Below are 22,938 nucleotides of genomic sequence, written 5' to 3' on the forward strand. Positions count from 1 at the left end.
AGCGGGGACGAACCGGAGGGAGCCGTACGCGTGCCGACACCGAGGTTCGGGGTGCCCACCAGACTGCTCGCGTCCCTCGCGTTCGGCACAGTCCTGAACCCGCTGAACTCCTCGATGATCGCGGTCGCGCTGGTCCCGCTCCAGCACGAGTTCGGTGTCGGCGTGGCGACCTCCAGTTGGCTCGTCTCCGGCTTCTACCTCGCGGCGGCCGTGGGCCAGCCGCTGATGGGGCGGCTGGTGGACCTGCTCGGCGCCCGCCGGCTGTTCGTCGCCGGTCTCGGCCTGATCTGTGCGGTCTGCGCCGCGGCACCCTTCGCCCCCGGCTTCTGGTGGCTGGTGGGCATCCGGGTGCTGATGGCGGTGGGCACATCGACTGCATTCCCCGCCGCGCTGGTCCTCATCCGTGCCGCCGTGGAAAGGGCCGAGCCCGCTGCCGGACAGAACTCACCCGGCAGTCCGGCCGGGCAGAACCCGGCCCGGCAGCACCCGTCCGGGAGCTCCGGCAACGGGTCGCGTCCCCCGGCGGGTGCGCTGGCGGCGCTCACGGTGGCCGCCTCGACCAGCGCGGCGCTCGGGCCCGTGCTCGGCGGCTTCCTGGTGGCGTTCGCCGGCTGGCAGGCCGTCTTCCTGGTCAACGTGCCGTTCACCGCCGTGGGCATCGTGCTCGCCGTCCGCCTGCTGCCGAAGGCGCCGCCGCGCACGGCGGGCACGGCTGGCACCGAGCCGTTCCTGCGGACGGTCGACCTGCCCGGGCTGCTGTTGTTCAGTGCCACCCTGACCGGCCTGCTGGTGTTCCTGCTGTCACTCGCGGACCGGCCGCAGTGGTGGCTGGTTCCCGTGGTGGTCGTGCTCGGTGCCGCGTTGGTACGTCAGGAACTGGCCACCCCGGCGCCGTTCCTGGACGTCCGCGGGCTCGCCGCCAACCGCGCGCTCTCGTCCGTCCTCGGCCAGCAGGGCGGGGTCAACCTGGTGTTCTACTGCGTCTTCTTCGGCCTGCCGCTGTGGCTGGGTTCGGTGCGCGGGTTCGGCTCGGACACCGTGGGGCTGCTGATCCTGCCGCTGGCCCTGATGGGTGTGCTGATGACGCCGGTCGCCGCCCGGGTCGTGAGCCTTCGCGGGTCGCGGGCCACGCTGGTCTTCGGCTCGGCGGTGCTGCTGGCGGGAACGCTGGTCGTCCAGCTGCTGCACGAGTCCAGTCCGGTGATCGTGATCCTGGTGGCCGCGCTGTTGTTCGGCGTCCCCGGCGGGTTCAACAACCTCGGCCTGCAGACCGCGTTGTACGAGGCCAGCCCGCCGGACCGGATGGGCTCCTCGGGTGGGTTGTTCCAGACGTTCCGGTATCTCGGGGCCATTCTGTCCACCAGCGTCCTCGGCATCGTCTTCGAACGCGATCTCAGCACCAGGGGGCTGCACCACGTCGGGTGGCTGATGACCGCGGTCGCCGCCGTCCTGCTGCTGCTGGCCCTCGTGCGGCACGGTGGTCGGCGCCGCCACGTAGGATCCGGAAACACGATGTCGATCGCGGACGGGGAGGCGACATGACGGCCATCGCGGACCTGCGCGAGACGCTCACGACGGTCCTCGGCCCGGCCGGGGTGATCTCGGATCCGGTCGAGCTGCGCACCTACGAGTGCGACGGTCTCGCCGGCTACCGCGTGGTCCCCTCGCTGGTGCTGCTGCCGACCACCACCGCCGAGGTGGCCGCGGTCGTACGCGCCTGCCACCGCGCGAAGGTGCCGTTCGTCGCCCGGGGCGCCGGCACCGGCCTGTCCGGCGGCGCGTTGCCGGTGGCCGAGGGCGTGGTGATCTCCCTGCAGCGGATGCGTGCGCTGGTCGAGGTCGACCCGGCCAACCACCGGGCGGTCGTCCAGCCCGGGGTCACCAACCTCGCGATCAGCCGGGCGGTCGCGTCCCACGACCTTTACTACGCCCCCGACCCGTCCAGCCAGCAGGTCTGCACGATCGGCGGCAACGTCGCCGAAAACTCCGGTGGCGCCCACTGCCTGAAGTACGGCTTCACCACCAACCACGTGCTCGCCCTGGAGACCGTGCTGCCCGACGGCAGCGTGGTCTGGCTCGGCGGCCCGTCACCGGAGGTCGCCGGGCCCGACCTGCGCGGGCTGATGGTCGGCTCGGAGGGCACCCTCGGCATCGTCACCGGCGTCGTCGTCCGCCTGCTGCGCAAGCCGGAGGCGGTGCACACCCTGCTGGCCGACTTCCCGTCCATCGAGCAGGCCGGCAACACCGTGACCGACATCATCGGCGCGGGCATCGTCCCGGCGGCGATGGAGATCATGGACCAGCTGGCGATCGAGGCGTCGGAGGCCGCGGTCGGAGCCGGTTACACGCTGGAGACGCCGGCCGCGCTGGTGATCGAGCTGGACGGCCCGGCCGACGAGTGCGGCGAGTTGTTCGAGGCCGTGCAGGAGCTGTGCCACCGCAACGGCACGACGAAGATCCGGGTGGCCGCCGACGACGCCGAGCGGGCCCGGATCTGGACCGGCCGCAAGGCGGCGTTCGCGGCGGTGGGCCGGATCAGCCCGCAGTACTTCGTCCAGGACGGCGTGGTCCCCCGCACCCGGCTGGCCGAGGCGCTGGGCACGATCGCGGCGATGGGAGCCGAGGCCGGACTCCGGGTCGCCAACGTCTTCCACGCCGGCGACGGAAACCTCCACCCGCTGGTGCTGTACGACGACGCGCGGGGCGAGCACGAGCGGGCCGAGAAGCTGTCCAAGGCGATCGCCGAGCTGTGCGTCGACCTCGGCGGGTCGTTGTCCGGCGAGCACGGGATCGGCACCGACAAGGCCTGCTCGATGCCGGTGATGTTCGGCGAGGACGACCTCGCGACCATGGACCGCGTACGCCGGGCGTTCGACCCCGACGGGCTGTGCAACCCTGGAAAGGTGCTGCCCACGCCGCGCCTGTGCGGGGAGAAGCCAGGACCCTACCGACCCCATCCGCTGGAGGCCGACGGTGTCATCGAGCGTCTCTGACCGCACCTCGACCGGCGAGTTGCCGACCGTACGCCCGACCGACCTGGCCCAGGCGCGGGACGCGATGCGCGACGCGGCGCGCGCCGGGCACCGGGTGCTCGTGCGCGGGGCGGGCACCGCCCAGTCGTGGGGCGCGCCGGTCGAGCCCGTCGACGTGGTGGTGGACACGACCGGGCTGGATCGGCTGGTGGCGTACAACCCGGCGGACATGACCGTCGCGGTGGGCGCCGGCATGACGATGGCCGACCTGCAGGACCGGCTGAAGGGCCAGCGGGTCGCGCTGGACGCCGCGCGGATCCCGGCCGGGGCGACCGTCGGCGGGCTGCTGGCCACCGGTGACGGCGGACCGCTGCGAGCCTCCTACGGCACCCTGCGCGATCTCGTCATCGGCATCACGGTGGTGCTCGCCGACGGCACCGTGGCCCGCAGCGGCGGGCACGTGATCAAGAACGTCGCCGGCTACGACCTGACGAAGCTGTTCGCCGGTTCGCTTGGGTCGTTCGGGCTGGTCGCCGAGGTGGTGCTGCGGGTGCACCCCAGGCCGGAGGCGAGCCGCACCCTCGCCGTTCCCTGTCCGGTGACCGCGGCGGTGCCGGTGGCGGGCGTCGTGCTGTCCTCACCGCTGGAACCCGTCGCGGTCGACTGGCACGACGGCCGGTTGCTGGTGCGCTTCGAAGGCACGGCCGCGGGTGCGGCCACCCGGGCCGAGAAGGCGCGGGAGCTGCTCGGCCGCGGCGAAGTCCTCGGCGGTGACAGCGAGGAGGCCGCCTGGTCCGGCCTGGCGGCACTGGTACGCGGCGAGGAGGGCCGGACCGTGCTGCGGGCCGGCACCCGGCCCGACCAGCTCGCGGAGTTCGCCGAGCTCCTCGGGTCCCTCGCCGACCGGCACGGCGTGACGGCCGCGCTCACCGCCGGGGTCGGGGTGGGCGTCTCGACCGTCGCCCTGGCCGGCGGCACCCCGGCCGGCCACGGCGCGGTGCTCGCCGCCTGGCGGGCACGGGTGCTGGCCGCCGGCGGCAGCGTCACGGTGCACCGCGCGGCGGAGGGTGTGCTGGAGAGCGCCCCCGCCTGGGGTCCCGCGCCCGCGACGGCGCCGCTGCTGCGCGCGATCAAGCAGCAGCTGGACGCGGACCACCGGCTGGCTCCGGGGCGGTTCGCACCGTGGTTCTGACGAGAGGACGTTCGCGATGACCGACCATCTCGCCCAGCCCGCCCCCGCGGGCGACGCCGGGTCCGAGGACATCTTCGGCCACCTTCACCCCTCGACCGGTGCGGGCCGGGCGGACGGGCCCGGCAACTTCGACGCCCACCACCCGCCGGACAAGGACCTCCTCGACGACTGCGTGCACTGCGGGTTCTGCCTGCCCACCTGCCCCACGTACGCCCTGTGGGGTGAGGAGATGGACTCCCCGCGCGGGCGGATCTACCTCATGGACCTCGTACGCGAGGGCTCGGCGTCCTTCGACGACCAACTGGTCCGGCACTTCGACACCTGCCTGGGCTGCATGGCCTGCGTGACGGCCTGCCCGTCTGGTGTGCAGTACGACAAGCTGCTGGAGTCGATGCGGCCGCAGATCGAGCGGCACCACGAGCGCAGCTGGTCCGACCGTACGTTCCGCGAGCTGGTCTTCGCGCTCTTCCCGCACCCGCGCAGGCTCCGCCTCGCGGCGATCGGCGGGCTGGCGTACCAGCGCAGCGGCCTGCCTCGGCTGCTGCGCCGTGGGCGATTCCTCGACCGGCTGCCGGCCCGGCTCCGCGCGCTGGAGTCGCTGCTCCCGCCAATCCGGGCCCGCGACCTGGTGGCCGACCCGCCCGAGCGGGTGGCCGCGGTCGGCACACCCCGCCGCCGGGTGGCGGTGCTCACCGGCTGCGTGCAGCGGGTCTTCTTCTCCGGTGTCAACGCGGCGACGGTGCGCACCCTGGCGGCCGAGGGGTGCGAGGTGCTGATCCCCCCCGACCAGGGCTGCTGCGGAGCGCTCAGCATGCACACCGGACGCGAGCCCGAGGCGCTGACCAGGGCGCGCGACACGATCGCGACGTTCGAGCGGTACGACGTGGACACGATCGTGGTCAACGTCGCCGGCTGTGGCTCGACGATGAAGGAGTACGCCACGCTGCTGCGCGACGACGCCGACTGGGCCGACCGGGCGGCGGCGTTCAGCGCGAAGGTGCGCGACGTCACCGAGGTGCTCGCCGAACTCGAGCCACGGGCTCCCCGTAACCCGATCGAGGGCCGCGTCGCCTACCACGACGCCTGCCACCTGGGCCACGCCCAGGGCGTTCGGGCCGCGCCGCGGGCGATGCTGGCGACCATCCCCGGACTGGAGGTCGTCGACCTGCCCGAGGCGGAGCTGTGCTGTGGCTCGGCCGGGGTCTACAACCTGCTCGAGCCCGAGGCCGCCGCCGACCTCGGCCGGCGCAAGGTGGCCAACGTCCGCTCGGTCCAACCCGATGTGGTCGCCACCGCCAACCCCGGCTGCCTGCTGCAGATCAGGCGTCACCTCGGCGAGCAGGCGCCACCGCTGCTGCACCCGGTCGAACTCGTGGACGCCTCGATCCGCGGCGTGTCACCCCTGGGGTAGCCGGGCGGCGATGCCGTCCAGCATGCACTCCACGCCGAGCGCGACGCTGTCGTCCTCGCCGGGCCCGGTCGGTGCCGACAGCCAGGCGCGCAGCAGCGGACACCGCGCGCCGTCGGCCAGGTCGGTCAGCGCCCTGATCGCGGCCACGAAGTCGCCGGCCCCTTCCAGGCCGTATCTCACCCGCATGCGGTGCTCCTCGGCCGCCTGCAGCCCGGCGCCGACCAGGTGCCGGTCCAGCAGGGCGGCGTACGTCATCGCCTGGCCGACCGGCAGGCCCTGGCCGGTCAGCACCGCCAGGACGAACTCCGTTCGCCGCATCAGGTGCGGACCGGCCGGCGGCCTGGTGTGCACGAGTTCGGCCCACCACGGGTGCCGGACGATCATCTGCCAGGTGCGGGCGGCCAGCCCCGCGAGGTCCGCACGCCAGTCCGCGCCGCGCGCGGCGCGCCGAGCGCGGCGCGCCGAGCCCTCGCGCACGAGGTCCATGAGGTAGATCCGCCGGCGACGTTGACCACGATCGTGTCCACGTCGTACCGCTCGAACGTCGCGATCGTGTCGCGCGCCCTGGTCAGCGCCTCCATCTCCGGACCGCCCGGTCGCTGATGCGCGCACACGGCTACGAGAAGCCGGTGGTGGTCGGTGAGTACCGCGGCCCGACGCCGTTCTGGTTTCCCGGGGCGATGGCGGTGATCAGCGAGACGATGATGTCCGCGTTCGCCGGCGCCACCGAGGCCCCGGCCGACCTCAGCACGGACGAGCTACGCGCCCAGGCCGGCCAGGAGACGCCGGAGCGCAGGGCGATGCGGGCGCTGTACGCCCGGCCGGACGTGCCGCCGGAGCTGGCGATGTTCCTGGCGGACTGCCCACCTGGCCTGGAGGCCCGGCGACGCCGGATGGGCTGCCGGGACCTGGTGATGCGCAACCTGCTGGCGTTGTCGGCCGGGGTGCGGCGCACGATCTGCTGGGACCTCGCGCCGGAGGTCCCCGGTCGCGTCGACCACCTCACCATGGCCCACCTGATGTACGCGACGCTCCCGTTGCTGGACTACGAGGGTACGAAGCTGAACGTGCGTCACCCGGAGGCGGAGACGTTCGCCCTGCTGGCCAAGCTGCTCGCCGGGGCCCTGACCGTCACCCGCCGCCCGCTGCCGGACCGGCCGGAGGTGGCGGCGTTCGACGTCGACCGCGGGGCGGGCGGCCCGCTGCTGGCCGTGTGGGACGAGCAGCGCGACCTGTTCGACGGTGAGGAGCTTCCCGCCCAACTGGTCGAGGTGCCCTGGCCATCGCTCGAGGGGAGCGCTGGCACACAGGTGGAGGCGGTGGACGCCTTCGGGGCCGCCGTCGCGGTAGAGAGGAGGCCGGGCTCGGTGGTGGTTCCGGTGTCCGTCACGCCGGTGCTCGTCTACCCGGCCTCGCCCGTCTCCCCCGTCGTCGCCGGGTCGTCCCGACGTCGCCGCGACCCGGGCACGCGGACATCGGAGACGGAGCTGGAACCCCGGACAACGAACGAGGGCGTGACCACTCGGAAGTGGTCACGCCCCACGTGGTGCGGCCGCGTTGCTCGGCTGCCGAGGTCGCCCAGTCGGCCCGCCGCGCGGCCACGTCTTTTGGTGAGTAGAGCCTTGGTGAGCAGAGCTTTCCGACCTCTGACCGGGAAGGTCAGCTTCGAGGACGAGATGTTTGTGTCTCGCAGCCCTGCGTCACCGGAAGATTACCCATACGCATGGCAGTCAGGTCAACCCCAACCAATCGGTAATATCGCAAACCTCTGGTGACGGCCCTCGCGGACCTCACACGACCTGGTGAAGCCACCGCACCGCGGCACCTTCACCTGCGTGCCGGAAGGGCTCCAGCTCGTCGTCCCACTGCTTGCCCAGCACTCGCTCCAGCTCGTGCTCGAGCGGGGACTCCCCCAGCCGGGCCTTCACCATCGCCGCCTTCAGCCGGTCCTCGGGGACGAGGATGTCGCCGTGCGGTCCGGTGACGGCGTGGAAGAGCCCCAGCGTCGGGGTGTAGGAGTAACGAGCACCCTCACAGCCCGGGCTGGGCTCCTCGGTCACCTCGTAGCGCAGCTGGCGCCATCCGCGAAGTGCGGACGCGATCGCCGCGGCGGTGCCGGGTTTGGCCTGCCAGGACAGCTCGGTTCGCTGGGCGCCGACGCAGGCAGGCTGCGGCGTCCAGTCGAAGGTCACGCGCACGCCAACCACGCCGGCGACTGCCCACTCCACGTGGGGACATACCGCCGACGGCGCCGAATGGACGTACAGCACGCCTCGTGTCGTCACCGAGACCACCTCTCCTGGTCGAGCGAGCGCCTTCCCCAGCGTCCTCGACACACGGATCAGCAGTCCGATACCGGATCAGTTTGCCGGATGCTCCCGTCGTACGCCATCCGCCCCCGCGTGTCGCGCTTCTCGGCGAGTCGCGGGACGGCTCCTCCACGCACCCGGCGGACCGGCCGGCCGCCGGCCCGGGAGACCCGCACCGCCGGGAATCCGCGGTCGTGACCGGAACGCTCAGATCCCTTCCAGGGAACGCGGATCGGGCGTGCGGGTGACGGTCCGGCCGGCGGCCGCGGCCAGCCCGGCGAAGGCCGTGGCGTCCACCACCGCGGCGCAGCCCGGGTCGTTGTTGAAGTACGCGAAGACGTCGGCGCCGTCGTCGAAGACGTCCGCGATTCGCTCCACCCAGGACTTCAGCGCGGCCCGGCCGTACCGCGGCCACGGGCGCGCCCTCCCCTCGTGGAAGCGGACGTAGCCCCAGTCCGTCGTACGCCACAGCGGGGTGAGCGGGCGGCCCAGCCGATCGGTCCAGGTGAGCGCCGCGCCGCGGCGTTCGAGCAGGCGGCGTACGTCGTCGGTCCACCACGACTCGTGCCGCGGCTCGACCGCGACCCGGACACCGGCCGGGAACGCCGACAGGCACTCGTCCAGCCGCTCGGGCTCCGCGCGCAGGTTCGGCGGGAGCTGGACCAGGATCGGCCCGAGGTTTCCGGCCAGGCCGCGGGCGTGGTCCATCAGCCGGTGGACGGGTTCCTCCGGTTCGCGCAGCCGCTTGATGTGGGTGAGGAACCGGCTCGCCTTGACCGACACCGGGAAGTCGGCGGGCAGCCGGTGGTTCCACGCCTCGAAGGTTTCGTACGACGGCAGCCGGTAGAACGCGTTGTCGAGCTCGACCGTGGCGAAGCGTTCGGCATAGTGCTCCAACCACAGCCGCTGCGGCAGCTTCTCCGGGTAGAACCTCGCCCGCCAGTCGCGGTACATCCAGCCGCAGGTCCCCACCAGGATCGGCATCCGCGCGCACTCCCCTCAGGCCCGATCACGTCCTGACGGTCAGGCTCGGACCGTCATCACCAGACGCTAGGACACTGCGGGCTCACTGGCGCGCCGGCGGGCCGCGTCGCCCGAGCAGCCGTCAGGGCAGGCGACCGAGGAACAGCATCGACGCCCCGGCGGCGCACAGCGCCATCAGCAGCGCCACCCCGGTCCACCAGGAGGTGATCTCCTGCTTCTCCCGGGTGTAGCCCACCGAGGAACCGATGTCGGTGTAGACCTGCTCCAGCTCCTGGCCGGACTCCGCGGTGTAGCTGCGGCCGCCGGTGTCCTGCGCGATCTGGCGCATGGTGTCCTCGTCGACCGGAACGGGTGTGCGCTGGCCCTCGATGTCCACGGTCCCGAACGGCGTACCGAACGCGATGGTGTAGATCGGGACCTTCGCCGCCTTGGCAGCCGACACCGCCTCGTCCACGCCGCGGCCGACGTTGCGGTAACCGTCGGACAACAGGACGATCCGCGCCGGCGGCGGGTCCCGCGGGTGGTCGGGGTCGGACGGCACCTGCTTGATCGCGTCCAGCGAGGTGAAGATGGCCTCGCCGGTGGCCGTCGACTCGGCGAGCTGCAGGCCGTTCACGGCGCGCTCCACGTCGTCGCGGTTGGTGGTGGGCGGGACCAGGATGCTCGCCGTACCCGCGAACGACACCAGCGCGACGTTGAACTTCTCCGGCAGGTCGGTGACGAACGCGTTCGCCGCCTCCTGCGCCGCCTTCAGCCGGGTGGGTGAGACGTCGTCGGCTCGCATGGAGATCGACACGTCGACCGCCACCACGATCGTGGCGCGTTCGCGGGGCACGCGCACCGTGGCCTCCGGCCGGGCGAACGCGGTGACCATCAGCCCCACGCTCGCAAGACTCAGCCCCAGCGCCACGTGCCGCCGCCAGGCCGGGCGCCTCGGCGCCACCCGGGACAGCAACGCGAGGTTGGTGAACCGCAGCGCGTACCGCCGGCGCCGCCGCTGCAGCAGGAGGTACGCCACCACCAGGGCCGGCACGATCAGCAGCAGCCACAGCCGCTCACCGGCGAGGAACGTCATACGCCTGCTCCTCTCGCGGGCGGGGCATGCAGCCGCTGGGCCACCCGCCGGTGGCCCAGGACGAAGCGCGCGGTGTCGGAGACCCAGTCCCGGTCGGTTCGCAGGGTGAGGTGGGCCGCACCGGAGTGGCGCAGCGCCGTCCGCACACGTGCACGGTGCGCGGCGGCTGCCTCGGCGTACCTCGCGCGCAGCCTGATGTCGCCGGTGTTCACCTCCTGCACGTCACCGGTCTCGGGGTCGGTCAGCCACACCACGCCGACGTCGGGGATCTCCAGCTCACGCGGGTCGAGCACCTCCACCACCAGCACCTGGTGCCGGGCGCACAGCAGCCGCATCGGGCGTTCCCACGCCAGCGGTGTGCCGGGATCGTCGCCGGACCCGTCCAGGAAGTCCGACACCACGACGCGCAGCCCTCGCCGCGGGTTGGTGCGGGAGAACCGGTCCAGCGCGGAGGAGAAGTCGTCATCGGCCTCGTGCACGGGCGTGCGCGGCTCGGTCAGCAGCGACCGCAGCAGGCCGTACAACGCCAGCCGGCCCGAACGCGCCGGCCAGCGCCGCACCCGCCCGCCGCGCAGCACCACCCCGCCGAACCTGTCGCCCAGCCGGTGGGTCAGGAAGCCGACGGTGCCGACCGCGGCCACCGCCAGCTCGCGCTTCTCCAGTGCGGCGGTGCCGAAATCCATCGAGGCCGACATGTCGACCAGGGTCCAGGTCTCCAGCTCCCGGTCGGAGATGACGTCGCGTACGTGCGGAGTGGTGGTACGGGCGGTGACCGACCAGTCCATCCGGCGTACGTCGTCCTCCCCCGGCCGGTACACGCGCGCCTCGGCGAGCTCGGTGCCCGGGCCGGGCAGCAGACCGAGGTGCTCACCGTGCAGGAACCCCTCCAGCCGGCGGACGATGGTGAGCTCCAGCCGGCGCAGGGCGCGTTCGGGCGCGAGGTGAGCCAGGCTGAGCTCACCGCGTTCGTTGGTGGAAACCCGCTGGGTCACCGGAACTCCGGCCGCCGCGTACCGCCGTTGCCCACGTCACCGTCGTCGCCCGGCTGGGCGGTCTGGTCGGGCTGATCGGTCTGGTTCGGCTGCTGGTTCGGCTGCTGGCTCTGCGGGGCGTGACCGGACCGGTGGTTGTGCTCGGCGGTGTCGCCGGGCTCCTGCCGCCACACCGGCCGAGGAGGGGGTACGACGGACAGGACCCGCTCGACCACGCTGGTCGCGCGTACGCCGTCCGCGACCGCGTCGAAGCCCAGCACCAGCCGATGCGGGATCACGTCGCAGGCCACCTCCTGCACGTCCTGCGGAAGCACGTAGTCGCGGCCCCGCATCAGCGCCAGCGCCCGCGCGGAGGAGACCAGCCCGAGCGAGGCACGGGGGCTCGCGCCCACCTCGATCACCGGCGCGAGCTCGGGCAGGTGGTACTCCACCGGGCGCCGGGTGGCCAGCACGAGCCGGACGATGTAGTCGGCGACCAGTCGGTGCACGAAGACCTGGTCGGTGGCGTGCTGGAGCGCGATGATGCGTTCGGGGTCGAGCACCCTGCGCGGCTTCGGCGGGTCGACGCTCATGCGTTCCAGGATCCGGAACTCCTGCTCGGCGTCGGGCAGGTGCACGTCGACCTTCACCAGGAACCGGTCGCGCTGCGCCTCCGGCAGCGGGTACACGCCTTCGGACTCGAGGGGGTTCTGGGTGGCGATGACGATGAACGGCGAGGGCAGCGGGAACGTCCGCCCGCCCACCGACACCTGGCGTTCGGCCATCAGCTCCAGCATCGCCGACTGCACCTTGGCCGGCGCGCGGTTGACCTCGTCCGCCAACACGAAGTTGACGAAGACCGGTCCGAGCTCGACGTCGAACGACTCCTTGCTCGGGCGGTAGATCCGGGTGCCCACGATGTCGGACGGAACCAGGTCGGGAGTGAACTGCAGCCGGGCGAAGTCGCCGCCGACCACCGTGGCGAACGTACGGACCGCGAGCGTCTTGGCCACGCCCGGCACGCCCTCCAGCAGGCAGTGCCCGCGAGCCAGGAGTGCGACCATCAGGCGTTCGACCATGTGGTCCTGGCCGACGATGACCCGCTTGATCTCCGCCAGCGCCTCGGCGACGAGGGACGCCTCGACCCCCGGCACCCCGGTGCCGCGTGGCGCCGCGCCGTTCCCGGTGTGGGCGGGCTCGTGCGCACTTCGGTGGTTTGGGGCCCCCGCGACGTCCTGCCCGGACGTTTGTCCGGTTCGGTGCCCGGTCGGATGCCCGGTGGAATGCCCGGTTGGGCGATCGGCGTCAGACTTGGGCTGGCTTTCGGCCTCGCTGCGGTCAGGCGTCGTCATGTGGCGATTCCTCTCCGGGCGTGGGGACGTCGGTATCGTCTGCCACGCGACCAAGCGTGCCATCACTTCGCGCGCCGCACCCGGCCCGCTCCCTTTCCGCACCCTTCCGAGCACCCTTCCCAGGCGGCCTCGATCACCACGGGGGTTTCGATGACCGACCCGCTGCGCTCCAGCGACCCGCGGCAGTTCGGGCCGTTCGGGGTAGGTGGCCGACTTGCGCAGCACGCGGCAGGCGTGGTGTTCGCGGCGTACGACCCTGCCGGGCGCCCGGTGGCGGTCACCGTTCTGCACGCGGGCGCGGCGGCCGACCCGGCGGTTCGCACGCGGTTCGCCCGTGCCGTGGACGGTCTTTCCGTGCGCGAGCCCGGCCGGATACTCGCGGCCGACCTCGGCACACAGCTGCCGTGGGCGGCGGTCGCCGACGCCGGTCCGGGCGCGGCCCGCCCTGCCGAGGCGGGTGGGCCCGCCCTCGGGCTGCTGGAGGCCGCGGCGCAGCCCGGCGCCGTCGCGAGCGGCGGGTCGTGGGGCCGGTCCAGCGGGCCGGAGTTCGCGCCCCACTGGACGGGTACAGTGGCCGCGGACACCCTCGCCTCCCCCGGCCGCCCCGCACCCGCGGCACCGGGCGCCCCGGCCGATGCCGTACCTCCGGCGAACACGCGAAGGTCCCTGGCGATCCTCGCCGTCGCGGTGGCGGCCGGGCTCGCCGTCATTGTGGGCGGTGCACTCGCCGCGAATCTCTGGCTGGGCAACCGGGACGTTCGCTCCGCCGGAACCGCCCCGGCGCCGAGCTACCCGCGCGGGTCACCGGGGGCCGACGTTCCCACTGCCGTTCCCAGCGCGTTTCCCACGGTGTGGCCCCGGACGCCGTCGCCGGAGCCGACCTGGACCGGGGCGGACGGCCCTGACGGACCGGTCGCCGGACCGACGTTCGGAGCCGGCGAGCCGACCGTCACGATGAACCTCGCCGGACTGCCGTTCGAGTTCCGGGTACCCGGCTCGTGGGGATGTCTGCGCAGCCCCCGCAGCGGCGAGGGCGTGGTGCGCTGGGTGTGCGTCGACGATTCCTACGCCCTGTCGGGAAGGACCGGAACCCCGCCCGGGGGCATCATCGAGGTCAGCCGCTGCCCGGCACCCTGCGACGGGACGGCCTGGGCGAAACTGCGTGACCAACTGCCCAGCCCGCAGACCGACTGGCGGCGTACCGACGACAGCACGACCTACGCCGAGTGGTCGGTGGGCGCCGGTGCCGAGCTTCAGGTCTCGGTGGCGATGAGCCACGTGTTCGCCGCGACCCGCGGCGGGCCGGTCGACCAGCATGTGGCGGTACGCCTGACCGGCGCGCCGGAGGACAAGAGGACGCTGCAGAAGGTTCTCAACGAGGTCCGCGCGCGGACTCCCTGACCGGGGCCCTCTCCGTTGGCGACGCACAGCCGTGCCCGGTCGGTGTCGGTGACGGCTTCGGCGTGGGTTTCGCGGTCGGCCTCGTCGTCGGCTTCGGGGTGGGTTTCCCGGTCGGGTGTTCGGGCCTCGGTGTGGCGGTGGGACGTGGTGCCGGTGCCGGCGTGCGCCTCCCCGGGCTTCGCGAGACCGTCGGCGTCGGCGAGCGGCTCCCGTCCGGCGTACACATAGGTCCTGCTGACGAGGTCGGAGTCGGCGTCGGGGTCGCAGTGTCCGTCGGCGTCGTGGTGTACGTCTGCCGGGGCGTGCGCGCCGGCTTGCGGGTCGGTTCCGGGGTCGCCGTCGGCTTGGGCTTGGGCTTCGCGGTCGGTTTCGGTGTGGAACTCGGTGTGCGGCTCGGTCGCGCGGTCGGTCTCCTGCTCGGCTTCGCCGTTGCCGTCGGCTTGGCGGTCGGCCGTCTGGTCGGTGTCACGGTGGGGCGCGGAGTCGACGGCGGGTCGGACGTGGCGGTCGGTCTCGGATGCCCCGTCGAGGTCGGGTCGGGCGCCGGAGCGGGCACGGTCGGGACGGGCACGGGCACCGTCGGCTGACCCGGCTGCCCGGGCGCCGGCGGGTACGTCTGCCCCGGCGCCGGGACGTACGGATACGGATAGGGGTACGGGTAGGGATTGCCGGGATAGGGATAGGCGGGGTAGTTCGGATAGCCGTACGGATAGGGATAGGGGTACACCAGGCCCGGTGGCGTCGTGGGAGCAGCGGTGGGAGCGGGCACGGGCACGGGCACCTGACCCGGAACGACGGGAACGGGCGCCTGCGCCGTCGGTACGGGCGCGGGCACCCCCGTGGGCGAGGGAGCAGGCACCCCCGTCGGCGCCGAAGTGGGCAGCTGCGCACCGGCCAGCGGACCCTGGCCCTGGTCGCTGCCGGGCAGCGGCGCCGACCGGCCGGCCGTGTACGCGTCGATCCAGGACAGGACCTTCTGCACGTACTGCGAGGAGTTGTTGTAACTGTAAAGGGCGGTGGCCAGCTCCATCCGGTTGGACAGGTCCCGGCGGCCGGTGCAGAGGTAGTTGCCGGTGGCCAGCGACGCGTCGTACACGTTGTTGACGTCGGCCACGCCGTCGCCGTTGCCGTCGGCGCGGTACCGCGCCCACGACGCCGGGATGAACTGCATCGGGCCGACGGCGCGGTCCCAGATGGCATTGCCGTCCAGCCGGCCCCGGTCGGTGTCGGCGACCGCGACGTAGTTGCGGCCGTTCAGCACCGGGCCGAGGATCGACCGCACGGCCGTGCCCGCGCCGTCGACCGCGCCGTTGCGGGCGTGGTTGGTCTCCACCTTGCCGACGCCGGCCAGCATCTGCCAGGTCAGCCGGCATGCCGGCGTGGTTCCGGCGAGCCGGACGGCGGCCGAGCGGTAGGCCTGCAGCACCACTCCCGGGATGCCGAACTCCGACGGCGGGGCCATGCCCGTGGACCTCCCTGGCGGCTCGACGGTGGTGATCGCCGTTCGTTGACCGTTGGCGGCGGACTGGCTGCCCTGGATGTCGGCGAAACTGTTGTACGGCTGATTGGCGGCAGCAGGGATCAGGGAAACCGCGACAGCCGCCACGGCCAACTGAACCGCCGTTCTGAGCCTCATCGGCAACCCCCCGGAACTCCCACGATTGCACGGGGCTCGCGGGCTGGCAGCCCGACTCCTCATCCGGAGCGATCGCTTCGGGGTAAGGCAGAAACCGATCGGTGAGTCGGTTGGTTTCTGTCGGTGGCCGGACGGGGGACAGTTTCCGTCGCCGGTCGCCGGCCGAACAGTTCAGCCGTTGTGCCGGGCGGTGTTCGTGTCCGTGCGTACCTGCCGGCTCAGCACGATCCCGGCCGCCGCCACGGCGAGCATCACGGCGTAGATCGAGCCGAACACCACAGCGGGCGTCGCGTGTGCGTGCAACGTGGCGAAGATGACGCCGCCGAGCCCGACGAGCGCGACGTTGCCGAAGGAGTCGGCCATCTGGGCGGCCGCACCGGCGGCACCGTGCTCCTCCGGACGGGAGTATCCGAGGACCAGCACCGACAGGCTGGCCGTCGCCAGCCCCATGCCGAGGCCGCCGAGCATGCAGCTGAGGACCGCCAGCCAGGCCGGGACGAACGGCAGCACGATGAACATCCACACCCCGATCGCGCAGGTGACGAACACCGCGCCGGCCCGGACCAGGCTGGGCCGGGATGCGCGCAGGGACGATCTGCTCTGCCACCACGAGCCCGCCGTCCAGCCGAACGAGCCGAGGGAGAGGGTGAGGCCCGCGATGGTGGTGGACAGCCCACGGTGCTCCACGAGCATCAGCGGGACGAACGACTGCCAGCCGAAGAAGGCGCCGGCGAAGATGCCGCGCATGCCGACCACCGCGGGCAGGCCGCGGGCGAACCGCAGCGTGCCCGGCGGGAGCAGCCTCGGCAGGCTCAGTGCCAGCGCGGCCACGCCGACCACGACCAGCAGCAGGCTCCACCAGGCGCGTTCCTGACCGGCGTACTGCAGCAGCCCGATGCCGACCGCCGCACCCAGCGCGCGCCGCTTGCGGCCCGTACGCGCGGCCGTCGGCTCGACCGTCGGAAGCCCACTCAGGCGGGGAATCACCAGGGCGAGGGGCAGCAGCGTCAGCGGCACCAGACCGAGGAACACCAGCCGCCAGGTGAAGTGCTCGGTGACCGTGCCCGCGATCACCGGCCCGATCAGCGACGGGAGCACCCAGGCGCTGGAGATGGCGGCGAACACCCGGGGACGGAGCCGTGCGGGAAACGCGCGGCCGACGATGACGTACAGCGTGACGACGACCGCGCCGCCGCCGAGCCCCTGGATCATCCGCCCGAGGACGAACAGCGCCATCGTGGGCGCCCCGCCGGCAACCAGGAGGCCGGCACCGAACAGGATCGTGCCCACGATGAAGGGGATCCGCGGGCCGAGCCGGTCGCACAGCTCCCCGGAGATCACGGTGGCGAACATGCTGGCCGTCATGAAGCCGGAGAAGCCCCAGGCGTAGAAGGCCAGGCCGTTGAGGTCCTTGACCGCCACCGGCATGGCTGTGCCGACCGCCATGCCCTCGAACGCGACCAGCAGGACCAGGGCGACGATGCCGATCGTGAGTGCGCGGTAGGGAGGACGCAGGATGCTGTCCTTCGGCCCGGCGGAGGTGGTCTGGTCCTCGGGGGTCTGGGGGACGGCTGCGGCCGGGGTCCTGGATGCACTCACGATGAGCCACGGTATCCGGCACCACCCCCGACGCCCATCGGAAATACGGCCCCATTCCCCTCCACCTCCCGACCTAGGTCGGGAGGGCGGGGAAGCCGGGGCACCCGCGCTCGACCGTGTGTAGCGGTGCGGCAACCGGAGTTGGCCAGAAGTTCGTCCCGTGTCCGCTGTTTCCGCCGAAGGATTCCCACGAAGCTGGTGACCCTCACCCGATCTTGGCATCAACCGCCTGGAGCCCGGCTCGACCCGGGCTCGAACCCGGGCTTGCACCCGGCTTGGAGGAAGCAGATGCGTGTTCGTCGTTCCGGTGTCCTCACCGCGGCGGTGGGAGCAGCGTCCCTCGCCGCCCTCACCTGCCTCGCCGCCCCGGCGAGCGCGCTGGCCGGCCCGGCCGCCAAGGCCGAATCCGCCGTCGCACCCGCCGCCGGGGCGGGCCAGTCGGATCGTCAACCGTCGTCGTTCGCGGTGCACCGGGACGGCCGGCCGGTACGGGTCCCCGTGCGGGCGGCCACCTCCGGGGAGGCCCTGCTGGACCTGACCGTCGCCGCGCCGGGCACCGACTGGGCGGTGAGCGGCAAGGAGTCGGCCCTGCTGTCGGTGTACGTCGACCGCCGGTACGAGACCGACGTCGTGGTCACCGGCGACGCTCCGGTCGCGCAGCAGGTCGCGCTCGGCCACCTGAACCGGGGCGCGCACATCGTCGAGCTGAGGTTCGCCGACGAGCGTTCGGCGGACGCCGCGCGGCGGGTCGACGTGTCCCACTTCGCCCTCGACGTGCACGGCCGCTCCGACGCGGACTACTCCGCGCTTCGGTTCGCGCCGATCCTGCACGGCCGCGACCTCGCGGAGTACGGCGACGCGAACCAGAACGCCACCACCGACACCCCGCTGATCGCCTGGCACGAGTCCTCGTCGGCCGCCCAGCCCGGGCACACCCGGCTGACGTACTCGATCATCTGGAGCAACGAGGACGGCGGCACCAACACCCCCGCGCTGATGGCGCGCTGGGGGCGCACCACCGACATCGAGTGGATCTACGCGGTCGAGCTGGACCAGAACGGCGAGCGGGTGCCGGGCAGCGACACCTACCAGGCGCCGAACCACCAGACGCTGCACTTCCAGGGCAGTTACGAGGGCGACCACCCGCAGCTGCAGACGTGCACCTCCAACAACAACGTCTGCGACGCGGTGGACAACCCGATGCGGTTCTTCCCCTCGGCGCTCGGGACCAGGCCCGACGGCCGGGCCCGCGAGGCGGTCATGGACGCCAATCCCTGGACCTACCTCGTGATGGCCAAGGAGATGATCCGCGAGGGCAAGATCGAACCGCCGTCGCCGGGCACGCCGTCCACGCCCGAGGTCAGCGACCAGCGCAACTACCTGTACGCGGTGGTGAAGAAGTCCACCGACGGACCCAACTCGGGCTCGTCGTGGGTGGGCGTCGCGCTGGGCGTACGCCTGAGGTCCGGTGAGACGGTCTACCTGTCCCACCACGGCCGGCCGGACTGGTCGCTGCAGCGCGACGACCCCGCCGCGACCACCGTGGAACTGCCGGCCGGCACGACGCAGGACGACATCGCCGAGATCACCGCCCAGCGGGTGGTGGTCGGGACCGACTCCGGCGCCACCATCCACGTCACCGGCATCCAGCGCGGCTTCCTGCTGGGGCAGGACTACCTCCCCCAGCCGTCGTTCGTGTCCTGGTCCGGCGACGTGGCGCTGACCGCCGACCAGCCCTCGGCGGTGCTCTGGCGCCGGTGACGCGGCTGGTGACCCGGACGTGCCGGCGTGCCCTATCCTGAGGACCGGTCCAACCGGCGGTGGGGCTCGCCGGCACAAACCGCGGCACCGGCGCCGCCAACGGTCCCTGTTGCGCAGTATCCGCGCGCAATAGGAGGAACGATGAGCAGGCGCACCACACGCACCGCGACCGGACATCCCGGCACCACGGCGGCGATCGCCGTGGGCGGCGCACTGGGCACCCTGTCCCGATACGGGCTGACCTCGGTGGTCCGGGACGGGCCGGGGTCCTTTCCCTGGGGAACGTTCTTCGTCAACATCGCCGGCTGCGCCCTGATCGGCGTCCTGATGGCGCTCCTGCTCGAGGTGTGGGTGGCGCACCGGTTGTGGCGGCCGTTCCTCGGCATCGGTTTCCTCGGGGGCTTCACGACGTTCTCGACGTACGCCGTGCAGACGCGCGGGCTGCTGGACGCCGGGCACGCGGCTACCGGGCTCCTCTACATGTTCGGCACCGTCGCGGCCGCCCTGGTGGCGGTGTGGCTCGGCACCCACCTGACGCGGGCCGCCGTACGCGCGTATCCGCGGCGTTCCCGCGGCGACCGTGCGCGCGACTCGCCACCGGAGGAGGACGCGGAGGACACCGCCGCCGCGGACACCACGTCCGGGTCCTCGTCCCAGCACACCGCGAACCAGCGAGGTGACGCCCGATGAACCCACTCAAGGGGCCGGCCAAGCGGCTCACGGTCTTCGTCGGCGAGGACGACCGCTGGCACCACAAGCCCGTCTACGCCGAGATCGTCCACCGGGCCAGGGACGCCGGACTCGCCGGCGCCACCGTCGTCCGCGGCATCGAGGGGTACGGCGCGTCGCGGCACCTGCACACCGGACGGTTCCTCAGCCTGTCCGAGGACCTTCCCCTCTCGATCGTGATCGTCGACTCGGCGGAAAGGATCGAGGCGTTCCTCCCCCAGCTGGACGAGCTGGTCACCGAGGGTCTGGTCATCGTCGAGGACGTCGAGGTGGTGCGGTACGTCGGTCGCGCCGCACAGGACTGCGCGGACGGGCCGGGCGCATGAGCGTGGTGCTCGCGGTGCTGGCCGGCGGAGTGGTGGGCGCTCCCCTGCGCTACCACCTCGACCGGCTGGTGCAGCAACGCCACGAGTCCGGCTTCCCCTGGGGAACGCTCACCGTCAACGTCGTCGGCAGCCTGGTGCTCGGTGTGCTCGCCGCTGGCAGTGCGGCGCACATCCTCGGCCCGGTCACGTACGCGCTGTTGGCCACCGGCTTCTGTGGCGCGTTGACGACCTACTCCACGTTCGGTTTCGAGACCCTGCGCCTGGTGGAGGACGGTGCGTTTCTCCCGGCCGCCGCGAACGTCGGCGCCAACCTCCTGGCCGGCCTGGGCGCGGCGTTCCTCGGCTTCGCGGTCGGCGGCCTGGTCTGGCCCGGCTGAGACCTCGCCCGTGGCCGAGCACGACGACCTTCTGCCGGATCCCGAACCGGGGCGCCGGCGGGTGTGCGCGGTGATTCTCCGCGACGCGGCCGCACCGAAGGTGCTGATGGTCCGGCACGTGGAGAGCACCCGCGCGTACTGGACGCTGCCCGGTGGAGGTGTCGAGGAAGGCGAGACCCTCGAGGAGGCCGTACTCCGTGAGGTACGCGAGGAAACCGGGCTCATCGGGGCTGTCGGCGGGCTGCTCTATGTTCGGCGCCATCGAACGATCGACGGCGTGCCGGCGACGGAGACCTGCTTCCTGGTGAAGGTGGATTCCGCGGCGGTCGCGACGCCGGGCTTCGATCCCGAGCTCGCCGCGGACGCCCAGGTGATCACAGCCGTCGCCTGGCACCCGCTGGCCAGCCTCCACGCGGATCGCCAAGTGGGCTTGGCGATTCCTGCGTTGCGCCACCTGAGCTGACGGCTTCCCCTTTCGACCCTTGACCGAATGGCGAGATTTGAGTCTCGCATGATGGACTTCCAGGAGTAGGTTCCTCCCATGACCACGGTGAAGTGGAACGCAGATCTGTACGACGGCAAGCACGGCTTCGTCGCTGCCCGGGGCGGTGAGGCCCTGGATCTCCTCGACGCCCAGCCCGGCGAGCGCGTCCTCGACGTCGGCTCGGGCACCGGCGACCACGTGGCGGCACTGCGCGCCCGCGGCGTCGACGCGATCGGGGTCGACGCCAGCCCGGAGATGGTCGCGCGCGCCCGGGAGAAGTATCCCGACCATCCGTTCGAGGTGGCCGACGTCTGCGCGCTCGACTACCACGCGGAGTTCGACGCGGTCTTCAGCAACGCCACCCTGCACTGGGTCACCGATCAGGTCGCCGCCACCGAGTCGATCGCCCGCGCGCTGCGGCCCGGCGGCCGGTTCGTCACCGAGTTCGGAGGACACGGCAACATCGCCAAGATCGAGGTCGGCGTCGGCCTGACCAGGGTTGGGCTCGACATCTCCTCGACCGGTCGCCGGTGGTACTTCCCGACCATCGGTGAATACGCCTTCCTGCTGGAGGACAGGGGCGAGCTTCAGGTCGACGCCGCCTGGCTGTTCGACCGTCCCACCCCACTGGAGGGTCCGGACGGCCTGGCCAACTGGGTGCGGATGTTCTACTCCGACCTGATCGCCGAAGTGCCCGACCAGGCCGCGTTCTTCGCCAAGCTCGAGGAGACGATGCGCAGAAGCCTCTACCGCGACGGCCGCTGGTGGATCGACTACCGCCGCATCCGGGTGCACGCCACGAAACCGGTGTTCTGACCGGCGCCGGCACGACGCTGCGTGCTCATCCCTGGTTGCTGTCGCCGACGTTCGGGAGCGCGGGGCCGAGCACCTGGCCGTCCAGGAGGTACGGCGCCCGCCGCCAGACGGCCATCTCGGCACCGCGGATCTCCCACCGCGCGTCCCAGCCCGCCTTGCGTTCGGCCTCGTCGAGCTCGTAGCAGAGCAGTCCGGTCCGGGCCCGCAGCAACTGCTGCCACCCAGCCGGAAGCCGGGTGCGCAGGCCGTGCCGCAGGCAGACACCGTGTGCGTCACGCAGCCGCTCGGCGTACGCGGGGTCGGCGGCGACCAACCCGAGCAGGCGTTCGGTGCGCTGGACCGCCGCCGTTCGCCGTTCACACAGGTGGCAGCGGATCCACTGCCCGACCTCCGCGGCGGCGGCCCGTGCCGCGCCGGCGGACGCACCGTCCGAGCGGCCGACGAACGTGCGCAGGTCCTTGCTCCACAGCTGCGCCACGTGGTCGAGCACCTGTGCCACTGGGGCGAGGAGGCCGTCCTCGGTGATCCGGACCGCGCCCACGTCACCGGAGGTGATCCGCACCCCGGCCAGGTCGGCCAGGTGCTCCGCGCACAGGGTCGCACCGCCGCGCAGCTCGGCTGCCTCCTCCGCGGACAGGTCGACCAGCCAGTGCAGGTAACGCCACTCGACCAGGTGGCCGGCGGCACACATCGGGCAGCACGGCCAGTCCAGTACGAGGTCGGCGTCGCCCAGTGGCCGGGCGGTCCTGCCCGCCTCCTCCGCGGCGAGCACGCTCGCGGCGGCGCGTTCACGAAGCCTGCGCCGCCGCGGGGCGTCGGGCTGCGTGCCGACCAGCACGTCGCGGGCGGTCACCGGATCCTTGCTCAGCCGCTCGTCCAGCATCATCGCCACCAGCCGGGCCTGGTCGCGTCCCGTGCGGCGCAGGATCTCCAGGCCGTGGGCGCGGCAGAAGCCGTCGCCGGCGAGCAGCAGGTCACGGACGTCCTGGTCGAACAGCCCGGAGGCGAGGTTGCGCACCGCGTCCCGTACGGCCCGCTCGACCGCCTCGCACGCCGGGCACGGCCCGGGCGCCGGCGGTTCCGGCGCCGCCAGCGCACCCACCGCGGCCCGGGCCACGTCGGCGAACACCCAGCGGGCCAGCCAGGAGGTCGAGGCACCGAGGTCGAGCAGGTGCCGGGTGTGCGGCGCACAGAACCCGAACGAGCGTTCCAGGCGCTCGCGGAGGCCGAGATCGACGCGGGTGTCGTTCTCGTACGCGAAGAACCACCGCTGGCCGGCCTCGGAGGCGATCCGGCACACCGCGCAGCCGTCCCCGCCGAGCGCGGCCAACGCGGCCGACCGGGTGTGTGCGTCCGGCGGGCGAGCCCGGTCGCCGTCTCCGCCCAGGCCACGGACCAGGCCTCGGATCGGGTCGGACAGCCAGCCGGGGAGAGCCATGGCCCCAGTGTGGTTCATCCGGACCGGTGCCGCCGACCCGGGCGGCCCACGCGGTCCACGCGGTCCACCAAGCTTGTCTGTACAGCCGGACCACGCGGTCCGCGA

General features: G+C 72.6%; 21 protein-coding genes. 12 read left to right on the forward strand and 9 right to left on the reverse strand.

The features are described from left to right. The first annotated feature begins 30 nt into the window (after positions 1–30). Genes ABZV93_RS12910 through ABZV93_RS12925 form a run of 4 tightly spaced genes read left to right on the forward strand, consistent with a single transcriptional unit; the run spans position 31 to position 5,575 of the window. On the forward strand, positions 31–1,542 hold the full coding sequence (locus tag ABZV93_RS12910; protein WP_354934180.1) for an MFS transporter: 1,512 nt from the start codon (positions 31–33) through the stop codon (positions 1,540–1,542). Then, on the forward strand, positions 1,539–2,993 hold the full coding sequence (locus ABZV93_RS12915) for an FAD-linked oxidase C-terminal domain-containing protein (protein ID WP_354934183.1): 1,455 nt from the start codon (positions 1,539–1,541) through the stop codon (positions 2,991–2,993). The genes ABZV93_RS12910 and ABZV93_RS12915 overlap by 4 nt, the downstream gene beginning before the upstream one ends. Beyond that, positions 2,974–4,164, forward strand: coding sequence for an FAD-binding oxidoreductase (locus ABZV93_RS12920; protein WP_354934186.1), 1,191 nt, complete (start codon positions 2,974–2,976; stop codon positions 4,162–4,164). Before ABZV93_RS12915 ends, ABZV93_RS12920 begins: the two co-directional genes overlap by 20 nt. Before the next feature lie 16 nt (positions 4,165–4,180). After that, entirely contained in the window at positions 4,181–5,575 is a 1,395-nt protein-coding gene (locus ABZV93_RS12925) for a heterodisulfide reductase-related iron-sulfur binding cluster (protein WP_354934189.1), read from the forward strand. On the opposite strand, the gene ABZV93_RS12930 is transcribed toward ABZV93_RS12925, so the two are convergent. Further along, positions 5,561–6,061, reverse strand: a complete 501-nt coding sequence (locus ABZV93_RS12930; RefSeq protein ID WP_354934192.1) for a TetR/AcrR family transcriptional regulator C-terminal domain-containing protein — start codon at positions 6,059–6,061, stop codon at positions 5,561–5,563. The genes ABZV93_RS12925 and ABZV93_RS12930 overlap by 15 nt on opposite strands. Positions 6,062–6,177: 116 nt before the next feature. Here ABZV93_RS12930 and ABZV93_RS12935 point away from each other — a divergent pair, with 116 nt between their 5' ends. Beyond that, positions 6,178–7,350: a hypothetical protein gene (locus tag ABZV93_RS12935; protein WP_354934195.1), complete on the forward strand. Its 1,173-nt coding sequence runs from the start codon at positions 6,178–6,180 to the stop codon at positions 7,348–7,350. Positions 7,351–7,365: 15 nt separating this feature from the next. On the opposite strand, the gene ABZV93_RS12940 is transcribed toward ABZV93_RS12935, so the two are convergent. The 5 genes from ABZV93_RS12940 to ABZV93_RS12960 form a co-directional block, all read right to left on the reverse strand. After that, a complete protein-coding gene (locus ABZV93_RS12940; RefSeq protein ID WP_092658010.1) occupies positions 7,366–7,860 on the reverse strand; it encodes a DUF3145 domain-containing protein in 495 nt (164 codons plus the stop codon). A gap of 231 nt (positions 7,861–8,091) precedes the next feature. Continuing rightward, a complete protein-coding gene (locus ABZV93_RS12945; protein WP_354934198.1) occupies positions 8,092–8,868 on the reverse strand; it encodes a DUF72 domain-containing protein in 777 nt (258 codons plus the stop codon). A gap of 121 nt (positions 8,869–8,989) precedes the next feature. Beyond that, the gene (locus ABZV93_RS12950) at positions 8,990–9,943 is read right to left on the reverse strand and encodes a VWA domain-containing protein (protein WP_354934201.1); all 954 of its coding nucleotides are present in this window, start codon (positions 9,941–9,943) and stop codon (positions 8,990–8,992) included. Continuing rightward, positions 9,940–10,935, reverse strand: a complete 996-nt coding sequence (locus ABZV93_RS12955) for a DUF58 domain-containing protein (protein WP_354934204.1) — start codon at positions 10,933–10,935, stop codon at positions 9,940–9,942. The genes ABZV93_RS12950 and ABZV93_RS12955 overlap by 4 nt, the downstream gene beginning before the upstream one ends. Continuing rightward, on the reverse strand, positions 10,932–12,068 hold the full coding sequence (locus tag ABZV93_RS12960) for a MoxR family ATPase (protein WP_354934207.1): 1,137 nt from the start codon (positions 12,066–12,068) through the stop codon (positions 10,932–10,934). The genes ABZV93_RS12955 and ABZV93_RS12960 overlap by 4 nt, the downstream gene beginning before the upstream one ends. A gap of 348 nt (positions 12,069–12,416) precedes the next feature. Here ABZV93_RS12960 and ABZV93_RS12965 point away from each other — a divergent pair, with 348 nt between their 5' ends. After that, positions 12,417–13,667 (forward strand): hypothetical protein, encoded by a 1,251-nt coding sequence (locus ABZV93_RS12965; RefSeq protein WP_354934210.1) that lies wholly within the window; start codon positions 12,417–12,419, stop codon positions 13,665–13,667. On the opposite strand, the gene ABZV93_RS12970 is transcribed toward ABZV93_RS12965, so the two are convergent. Next, entirely contained in the window at positions 13,639–15,129 is a 1,491-nt protein-coding gene (locus ABZV93_RS12970; RefSeq protein ID WP_354934213.1) for a lytic murein transglycosylase, read from the reverse strand. The genes ABZV93_RS12965 and ABZV93_RS12970 overlap by 29 nt on opposite strands. A gap of 345 nt (positions 15,130–15,474) precedes the next feature. Next, positions 15,475–16,902 (reverse strand): MFS transporter, encoded by a 1,428-nt coding sequence (locus tag ABZV93_RS12975; protein ID WP_354934216.1) that lies wholly within the window; start codon positions 16,900–16,902, stop codon positions 15,475–15,477. A gap of 288 nt (positions 16,903–17,190) precedes the next feature. On the opposite strand from ABZV93_RS12975, the gene ABZV93_RS12980 reads away from it, so the two are divergent. The 6 genes from ABZV93_RS12980 (at position 17,191) to ABZV93_RS13005 (ending at position 21,395) form a co-directional block, all read left to right on the forward strand. Continuing rightward, positions 17,191–18,663, forward strand: coding sequence for a hypothetical protein (locus ABZV93_RS12980; protein ID WP_354934219.1), 1,473 nt, complete (start codon positions 17,191–17,193; stop codon positions 18,661–18,663). A gap of 141 nt (positions 18,664–18,804) precedes the next feature. Further along, on the forward strand, positions 18,805–19,353 hold the full coding sequence (gene crcB, locus ABZV93_RS12985; RefSeq protein WP_354934222.1) for a fluoride efflux transporter CrcB: 549 nt from the start codon (positions 18,805–18,807) through the stop codon (positions 19,351–19,353). Further along, entirely contained in the window at positions 19,350–19,718 is a 369-nt protein-coding gene (locus ABZV93_RS12990; RefSeq protein ID WP_354934225.1) for a DUF190 domain-containing protein, read from the forward strand. Before crcB (ABZV93_RS12985) ends, ABZV93_RS12990 begins: the two co-directional genes overlap by 4 nt. Continuing rightward, positions 19,715–20,095 (forward strand): fluoride efflux transporter CrcB, encoded by a 381-nt coding sequence (gene crcB, locus ABZV93_RS12995; protein ID WP_354934228.1) that lies wholly within the window; start codon positions 19,715–19,717, stop codon positions 20,093–20,095. The genes ABZV93_RS12990 and crcB (ABZV93_RS12995) overlap by 4 nt, the downstream gene beginning before the upstream one ends. Before the next feature lie 10 nt (positions 20,096–20,105). Continuing rightward, on the forward strand, positions 20,106–20,558 hold the full coding sequence (locus ABZV93_RS13000) for an NUDIX hydrolase (RefSeq protein WP_354934231.1): 453 nt from the start codon (positions 20,106–20,108) through the stop codon (positions 20,556–20,558). A gap of 78 nt (positions 20,559–20,636) precedes the next feature. Continuing rightward, the gene (locus ABZV93_RS13005; RefSeq protein ID WP_354934234.1) at positions 20,637–21,395 is read left to right on the forward strand and encodes a methyltransferase domain-containing protein; all 759 of its coding nucleotides are present in this window, start codon (positions 20,637–20,639) and stop codon (positions 21,393–21,395) included. Positions 21,396–21,420: 25 nt separating this feature from the next. Here the strand turns inward: ABZV93_RS13005 and ABZV93_RS13010 are convergent, their stop codons facing one another. Further along, positions 21,421–22,833 (reverse strand): hypothetical protein, encoded by a 1,413-nt coding sequence (locus ABZV93_RS13010; RefSeq protein ID WP_354934237.1) that lies wholly within the window; start codon positions 22,831–22,833, stop codon positions 21,421–21,423. Positions 22,834–22,938: the final 105 nt, after the last annotated feature.

Origin of the sequence: Actinopolymorpha sp. NPDC004070 (assembly GCF_040610475.1) — a bacterium.
GTDB lineage: Bacteria > Actinomycetota > Actinomycetes > Propionibacteriales > Actinopolymorphaceae > Actinopolymorpha.

What these genes read in the sequence shown, in the direction of transcription:
- crcB (WP_354934222.1), top strand. Translation starts at nt 18,805, where the DNA reads ATGAGCAGGCGCACCACACGCACCGCGACCGGACATCCCGGCACCACG.
- ABZV93_RS12945 (WP_354934198.1), bottom strand. Translation starts at nt 8,868, where the DNA reads ATGCCGATCCTGGTGGGGACCTGCGGCTGGATGTACCGCGACTGGCGG.
- ABZV93_RS12915 (WP_354934183.1), top strand. Translation starts at nt 1,539, where the DNA reads ATGACGGCCATCGCGGACCTGCGCGAGACGCTCACGACGGTCCTCGGC.
- ABZV93_RS12925 (WP_354934189.1), top strand. Translation starts at nt 4,181, where the DNA reads ATGACCGACCATCTCGCCCAGCCCGCCCCCGCGGGCGACGCCGGGTCC.
- ABZV93_RS13010 (WP_354934237.1), bottom strand. Translation starts at nt 22,833, where the DNA reads ATGGCTCTCCCCGGCTGGCTGTCCGACCCGATCCGAGGCCTGGTCCGT.
- ABZV93_RS12935 (WP_354934195.1), top strand. Translation starts at nt 6,178, where the DNA reads ATGCGCGCACACGGCTACGAGAAGCCGGTGGTGGTCGGTGAGTACCGC.
- ABZV93_RS12965 (WP_354934210.1), top strand. Translation starts at nt 12,417, where the DNA reads ATGACCGACCCGCTGCGCTCCAGCGACCCGCGGCAGTTCGGGCCGTTC.
- ABZV93_RS12930 (WP_354934192.1), bottom strand. Translation starts at nt 6,061, where the DNA reads ATGGACCTCGTGCGCGAGGGCTCGGCGCGCCGCGCTCGGCGCGCCGCG.
- ABZV93_RS12980 (WP_354934219.1), top strand. Translation starts at nt 17,191, where the DNA reads ATGCGTGTTCGTCGTTCCGGTGTCCTCACCGCGGCGGTGGGAGCAGCG.
- ABZV93_RS12970 (WP_354934213.1), bottom strand. Translation starts at nt 15,129, where the DNA reads ATGGCCCCGCCGTCGGAGTTCGGCATCCCGGGAGTGGTGCTGCAGGCC.
- ABZV93_RS12990 (WP_354934225.1), top strand. Translation starts at nt 19,350, where the DNA reads ATGAACCCACTCAAGGGGCCGGCCAAGCGGCTCACGGTCTTCGTCGGC.
- crcB (WP_354934228.1), top strand. Translation starts at nt 19,715, where the DNA reads ATGAGCGTGGTGCTCGCGGTGCTGGCCGGCGGAGTGGTGGGCGCTCCC.
- ABZV93_RS13005 (WP_354934234.1), top strand. Translation starts at nt 20,637, where the DNA reads ATGACCACGGTGAAGTGGAACGCAGATCTGTACGACGGCAAGCACGGC.
- ABZV93_RS12950 (WP_354934201.1), bottom strand. Translation starts at nt 9,943, where the DNA reads ATGACGTTCCTCGCCGGTGAGCGGCTGTGGCTGCTGCTGATCGTGCCG.